This window comes from Janthinobacterium sp. AD80, assembly GCF_002878455.1.
Classification (GTDB): domain Bacteria; phylum Pseudomonadota; class Gammaproteobacteria; order Burkholderiales; family Burkholderiaceae_D; genus Janthinobacterium.
This window is the reverse complement of the sequence record NZ_NRDQ01000090.1, coordinates 33,690-40,254: the sequence shown is the minus strand read 5'-3', so window position 1 is coordinate 40,254 and position 6,565 is coordinate 33,690. Positions and strand designations below refer to the sequence as shown.

Here is a 6,565-nt window from a genome sequence, read left to right as displayed (position 1 = left end):
GTTCCAGCGTGCGTGGCAAGCCACGCATGTCGAAGGTCGGCCACAGCTTCCTGCGCAAAGCGCTATACATGCCAGCCATGGTGACCGTGTACCGGACAGCCTGGGGCAAGCGCTTTGGCCAGCGCCTCCGTGCTGCTGGCAAGGCAAAGAAACTGATCATCGGCGCCATGATGCGCAAGCTGGTGCACGTAGCATTCGGCGTGCTCAGGTCGGGCAAAATATTTGATCCGACCCTCCATGCCGCTTGACGGGGATAACAGTATCTACGTGCCCATCGCATCTCACCGCCATCGGCCGTAAGCCAGCGTAGGCCGGCGTAGATCGGCGTAGGTCGGCTTAGCCCAACGGGCGTAAGCCGACAACATTGTTGACCCAACCCGGTGGTGTCATCGGATTACGCAGCTACGCCGCTAATCCAACCTGCGTACCCATCGCATGGCACCGCCAACGGGCGTAAGCCGACAACATTGTTGACCCTACCCGGTGGCGGTATCGGATTACGCGTACCGCCAATCCGGCCTGCGCGACGACAAAATGCCTTACTTTGCCTGCGCGCTGGGGCGCTCGGCGATGCGGTCGCGGTAGGCTTGCAGGTGCGCGAGTCCTTCCGCGCCCGGTTTGTATTTCATCAGGCCGCGCGCGAATTCCAGCGCGCAGAAGGCCGTAATGTCGGCGATCGTAAACCGTTCGCCGGCGATGTAGGGCTGGCTGGCCAGCAGCTGGTCCAGCCATTGCGCCGTCTCGCGCATCTTGCTACCCTGCGCCGCGCCAAAGTCAGGGAACTGCGGGTTTTCCAGCGCCACCAGGGCCGGATGGCTGTGGCGGATGCAGTTGGCGATGCCCATGAACAGATGCAGTTCCACACGGCGGTCGGCCATTTCAATGAAAGCACGCTCTTCAAAGCCCTCGCCCATCAGGTTCGGCTGCGGCTGCACGCCTTCCAGGTAGGTGCAGATGGCGCGCGTCTCGGCCAGCACGCGGCCGTCCGGCAACTCCAGCGCCGGCACGCGGCCCATGGGATTTTTTTCCAGGAAAGCCGGGTCGCGGTGCTGGCCCGCCATGAGGTCGAGCGCCACTTCCTCGATGCCGGTGATGCCCTTTTCGGCGATGAACATGGTGACGCGGCGTGGGTTCGGCGTGCGGGGGCTGATATACAGTTTCATGTGCTGGGTCTCGCTTTATTATGTTGGTTGAAAATCAGGATGGCTGCTTGCCCGTTTCGACGATGGCACGCGCCTGCGCGGCAAAGGCAGCCGTGCTGGCGGCATCGGCATCGCTGTCGATGGGCGACGGCGGCAGCAGAATGCCGCGCTGCGCCGCCGGGCGCGCGTAGATGGCGGCCAGCCAGCGCCGCAGATGCGGCATGTCATCGATGGCAACGCCCGACCATTTGTGCGTGCGCACCCAGGCCCAGTTGGCGATGTCGGCAATCGAATAATCGCCGGCCAGGTATTCGTGCTGTTCCAGGTGCGTGTCGAGCACGCGCAGCAAACGCCGGCTCTCGCCCTGGTAGCGGTCGATGGCGGGCTGGATCTTTTCCGGGAAATAGCGGTAAAACACATTCGCCTGCCCCATCATGGGACCGACGCCGCCCATCTGAAACATCAGCCACTGCATCACGCGCGAGCGGCCCTTGGCATCCTGCGGCATCAGCTGGCCAGTCTTTTCCGCCAGGTAGACAAGGATGGCGCCCGACTCGAAGACGGCGAAATCGTCATTCGCGCGGTCTACGATGGCCGGGATGCGGCCATTCGGGTTGATGGCCAAAAACCACGCTTCCTTTTGCTGATGCTGCGACAGCTCCAGCGCGTGCAAGGTGTAGGGCAGCGCCAGTTCCTCCAGCGCGACGGAAATCTTGTGGCCATTGGGCGTGGCGGCCGTATACAAATCAATCATGCGTACTCCCGGCGGATGATCAGGCGCCCATCATACCAGCGCCCGGTCGCGCTGCGGCGCCCCTGGCGCGTTGACTTTGCCCCCATTTCGCCTTAGATTGCTGGACGGGAACGCTGGCCGACAGCTCCAGCGAGGTCCCGCCACCGTCAGCCACGCCTGCGGCCTGTCCGGCCAGCGGGCGTTAATTCCATGTATTCAGGGCCTACCATGCATCGCACTCCGACTCCCCGTATCCGCCGCAGCCAGCTGGCCGCCGCCGTCCTGGCACTGACCGCCACCGCCATCAGCGGCGCCAGCGTGGCCAATGCGGCCCACGCCGCACCCGTCAAGGCCAGGTACCTCTCGGCCAGCCATGCCCCCGGCACCACCACGCAGCTGCCGCGCGGCGTGCGGCCTTTGCACTACATCGTGTCAATCATGCCGGATGCCGCCGCGGCCACCTTCAAGGGCCAGGTCGCCATCAAGGTGGCCATCGACAAGCCGACGGCCAGCATCACTTTCAACGCGCTGAACCTGGCGTTTCCCGCCGCCGCCATCGAAGGCGCGGGCGGCAGCAAGCAGGTGACGCGCAAGATCGATTTCGATGCGGACAAGCAGACGGCCACCGTGCATTTCGCCGCGCCGCTGGACAAGGGCGAGTACCTGCTGCGCATCGACTACAGCGGCAAGATCGGCACGCAGGCGACGGGCCTGTTCTCGCTCGACTACGATACGCCAGAAGGCCGCAAGCGCGCGCTGTACACGCAGTTCGAGAACTCGGACGCGCGCAGCATGCTGCCATCGTGGGATGAACCGGACTACAAGGCCACTTTCGATCTCGACGTGGTCGTGCCGAGCGGCCAGATGGCTGTCGGCAACATGCCGATTGCCCGCAGCGAGGAGATGGGTTATGGCATGAAGCATGTGTACTTCGCCACCACGCCGCGCATGTCGACCTATCTGCTGTTCTTCGGCCTGGGCGACTTCGAGCGGGCCACGGCAATGAGCGAGGGCACGGAGATCGGCGTCATCACCAAGAAAGGCGCGCTGGCGCAAAGCCGCTTCGCGCTTGACGAGTCAGCCGCCCTGCTGCGCGAATATAACGATTATTTCGGCGTGCGCTACCCGCTGCCCAAGCTCGACAACATCGCCGCGCCTGGCCGCAGCCAGTTCTTCGGCGCCATGGAAAACTGGGGCGCCGTCTTCACTTTCGAATACGGCCTGCTGCTCGACCCGGCCATCTCGACCCAGGCGGACAAGGAAAACATCTACACCACCCTGTCGCATGAAATGGCGCACCAGTGGTTCGGCGACCTGGTCACCATGCGCTGGTGGGACGACCTGTGGCTCAACGAAGGCTTTGCCTCGTGGATGGAAGGGCGCACCACGCAGCGCTTGCACCCAGAGTGGAACACGGCCCTGGCCAACGTTGCCGGACGCGAGTCGGCCATGAGCCAGGACGCGCTGCGCACCACGCACCCGGTGATCCAGCGCATCGCCACGGTGGAACAGGCCAGCCAGGCCTTCGACGGCATCACCTACCAGAAGGGCAAGGCGGTGATCGGCATGCTTGAAGCCTACGTGGGCGCGGACACCTGGCGCACGGCCGTGCGCAGCTACATGCGCAAGCACGCGTATGGCAATACCGTCTCCGACGACCTGTGGCGCGAAGTCGACGCGGCGGCCCGCAAACCCGTCAGCGCCATCGCCCATGATTTCACCCTGCAGCCCGGCGTGCCGATGATCACGGTGAGCGACGCCGTGTGCCGCAAGGGCAGCACGCGCGTGACATTGCGCCAGACGGAATTTTCCAAGGACCAGGGGGACAAGAAACCGCTGTCGTGGCAAGTGCCCGTCATCGCCTCGACGGTCGGCAGCGCCAAACAAGCCAGGGTGCTGGTGAAAAATGGCAAGGCGACCTTGAACGTGCCGGGCTGCGGCGCCCTGCTGGTGAACGCGGGCCAGAGCGGCTACTACCGCACCTTGTACGCCCCGGCCAACACGCGCGCACTGGCAGCCAGCTTTGCGCGCCTGGCGCCCATCGATCAACTGGGCCTGCTGGCGGACAGCCAGTCGCTGGGCATGGCCGGCCTGCAGGCGCCGTCCGACTTCCTGGAACTGGTGAAAGCCACGCCGCTGTCGGCCGACCCGCAAGTGCTGGGCAAGGTGGCTGCATCCCTGAACAGCCTGTATGAGCAATATGCGGGAGACGACGCGCGCCAGCAGGCGTTTGGCCGCTACGCCATGGCACGCCTGGCGCCGATGATGGCGCAGACGGGCTGGGAAGCGCGCGCCGGCGAAGCGTCCAGCGTGGCCACCCTGCGCGCCCAGCTGATCGCCATCCTCGGCGACATGGGCGAACCCGGCGTGCTGGCCGAAGCGCGCCGCCGCTACACGGCCAGCGAACAGGCCGGTGAGCAAAATGCGCCCGCCATGCCGGCGCCGCTGCGCCGCGCCATCCTGGGCGTGGTGGCGCAGCATGCCGACAGCGCCACGTGGGAGCAACTGCACGCCAGGGCGCGCGAGGAAAAGACGCCGCTGATCAAGAACCAGCTGTACGACTTGCTGGCATCCAGCGACGACACGGCACTGGCGCAGCGCGCCCTGGCCCTGGCGCTGACGGATGAACCGGGCGTGACTAACAGCCCCGCCATGATTTCGCGCGTGGCGCGCACGCATCCGGAACTGGCTTTCGACTTTGCGCTGGCGCACCTGGAGCAAGTCAATGCGCGCGTCGACGCCAGCTCGCGCAGCCGCTATTTCCCGCGCCTGGCCGCCGGCTCGGCGCAACCCGAGATGATCGCCAAGCTGCAAGCCTATGCGCAAGCCAACCTGCCCGATGGCGCGCGCGGCGACGCCGACAGCGCCGTGGCCGGCATCGCCTGGCGCATCAAGCTGCGTACGGAGCGCCTGCCGGCCATTGATGCGTGGCTGGCGCAGCAGTCGAGTTGAGCGGCATGGGCCAACAATGGTGTTGGCTGACGGCTTGGGCAACAATGATGTCGGCTTACGCCGACCTACGGCAACGTGCGCCAACAGCCGGGTAGGTCGGATTAGCGCGAGCGCGTAATCCGACAAGGCCAGCGGCTTGGGCTAACGATGTTGTGGGCTGACGGCTTGGGCCAACAATGTTGTCGGCTTACGCCCTTTGGGCTAAGCCGACCTACGCCGACCTGCGCTGATCTACCGCAACCTGCGCCGACGTATGCCGACGTACGCCAGCAGCCGGGTAGGTCGGATTAGCGCGAGCGCGTCATCCGACAAGGCCAGCGGCTTGGGCTGACGATGTTGTCGGCTTGCGCCAGCAGGGAGAAAACGGCAGGCAAAAAAAAACCGGCTTCGCTAGTCGCGGCAGCCGGCTGAAACGCTGTTTCAGAGCGCAGGGATAAACTGGGAACGCTGGTAAAACCAACACAGCGGAAATCGTGCCGGTCATTGAGGTGTCCGGCAACCTTGGGCCCGGGGTTTCCGTGCGCCATGTATCCACTATGCCAGCCCTTCTTCGCGGCAGGCTTAGGACTTCATTAAATCCCCGGCCTGATGTCCGTTTTTCCTGTTCCCTGCCTTGCATTCATTGCTGTCAAAACAAGTTTGACGTGTCTGGTGCCGATGGTTGAGCTCACCGGCTAAGCTGTTGAGTCATGCCTGCATCCTATCGCTCCCGGAGCGTAGTGATGTGCGCAATGCATGCTGTGTGCCAACGAAAGCATCATAACAGCGGCATATGACGGGCATATGACGCAGGCTAAACATCGGCGCTTTCATGGCCACTTTTTCAGAAAATCAGTCATCGCGCATGGAATTGCTGCCGCTGCCCCGCGCCACGCACGGTGTCCACCAGCGCCCGCACGGCCGGCGTATTGTTGCGCGGGAATGCGTAAAAGCGCGCATCGGGCAGCGCCGGCAAGCCCTCTTCCGTGCCCAGGATGCGCAAGCCGTCGCGCAGCTGACTGCGCGCCACGGGCGTGACGGCAAAGCCGGCCAGCGCGGCCGCCACACAGCCGGCCATGCTGCCGCTGTCAAACGCCAGCCGCCAGGCGCGCCCCGCCTGCGCCAATGCGGCCAGCGCCGCTTCGCGGTAGACGCAAGGCGCTGGAAACAGCGCCAGCGGCACGGGCAGTCCGGGGTCAGGCGCACGCCCGGCCGCGTAGGCCCACACCAGAGGTTCTGCCCACAGCAATTCGCCCGCACCTTCCGTACGGCTGCATTGCTTGCCGAAAATCACATCGATCTGTTCATGCGCCTGGCGCCGCAGCAAGTCGGCCGTGATGCCCACCTTCAATTCGATCGACGCCTGCGGATGCCAGCGCTGGAAGGTTTGCAGCACTTGCGGCAGCCAGGTGCCCGCGAAATCTTCCGACGCGCCCAGCACCAGCCGTCCCTGCACGGCGGCACCGCTGAGCCGGGCGCGCGCTTCGCGCTCCAGGTCGACGATATTGCGCGCATACATGTACAGCACTTCGCCGGCGGCCGTCAGTTCCAGGCTGCGCGTCGTGCGTGTCAGTAATTGTTTGCCGGCACTGTGTTCCAGGCGCTTGATATGTCCGCTGACGGCCGACGGTGTCAGCGCCAGGTTTTGCGCAGCCAGCGCGAAGCCGCCAGCATCGACCACTTCGAGCAGGCTGCGCAAGAGGACGATGTCCAGGGTGATTGCCGGCAAGGCGTGCATCAGGCTCTCCAATTCATCAAG

General features: G+C 64.7%; 5 protein-coding genes. 2 read left to right on the top strand and 3 right to left on the bottom strand.

Annotated elements, in window-relative coordinates; genetic code table 11:
• Positions 1–248 (top strand): transposase (locus tag JaAD80_RS17940; RefSeq protein WP_146012421.1); only part of this gene is annotated, 248 nt, incomplete at its 5' end.
• Positions 249–539: 291 nt separating this feature from the next.
• On the opposite strand, the gene JaAD80_RS17935 is transcribed toward JaAD80_RS17940, so the two are convergent.
• Together JaAD80_RS17935 and JaAD80_RS17930 are read right to left on the bottom strand one after the other, a co-directional pair.
• Positions 540–1,163, bottom strand: a complete 624-nt coding sequence (locus tag JaAD80_RS17935; protein ID WP_102296001.1) for a glutathione S-transferase family protein — start codon at positions 1,161–1,163, stop codon at positions 540–542.
• A 34-nt stretch (positions 1,164–1,197) separates the two neighbouring features.
• Entirely contained in the window at positions 1,198–1,896 is a 699-nt protein-coding gene (locus tag JaAD80_RS17930; protein ID WP_102295999.1) for a glutathione S-transferase family protein, read from the bottom strand.
• 207 nt (positions 1,897–2,103) lie between these two features.
• Between JaAD80_RS17930 and JaAD80_RS17925 the strand changes: the two genes are divergently transcribed.
• A complete protein-coding gene (locus JaAD80_RS17925; RefSeq protein ID WP_102295998.1) occupies positions 2,104–4,827 on the top strand; it encodes a M1 family metallopeptidase in 2,724 nt (907 codons plus the stop codon).
• 835 nt (positions 4,828–5,662) lie between these two features.
• Here the strand turns inward: JaAD80_RS17925 and JaAD80_RS17920 are convergent.
• Complete coding sequence (locus tag JaAD80_RS17920) at positions 5,663–6,544, bottom strand: LysR substrate-binding domain-containing protein (RefSeq protein WP_102296012.1); 882 nt, start codon at positions 6,542–6,544, stop codon at positions 5,663–5,665.
• Positions 6,545–6,565 lie beyond the last annotated feature (21 nt).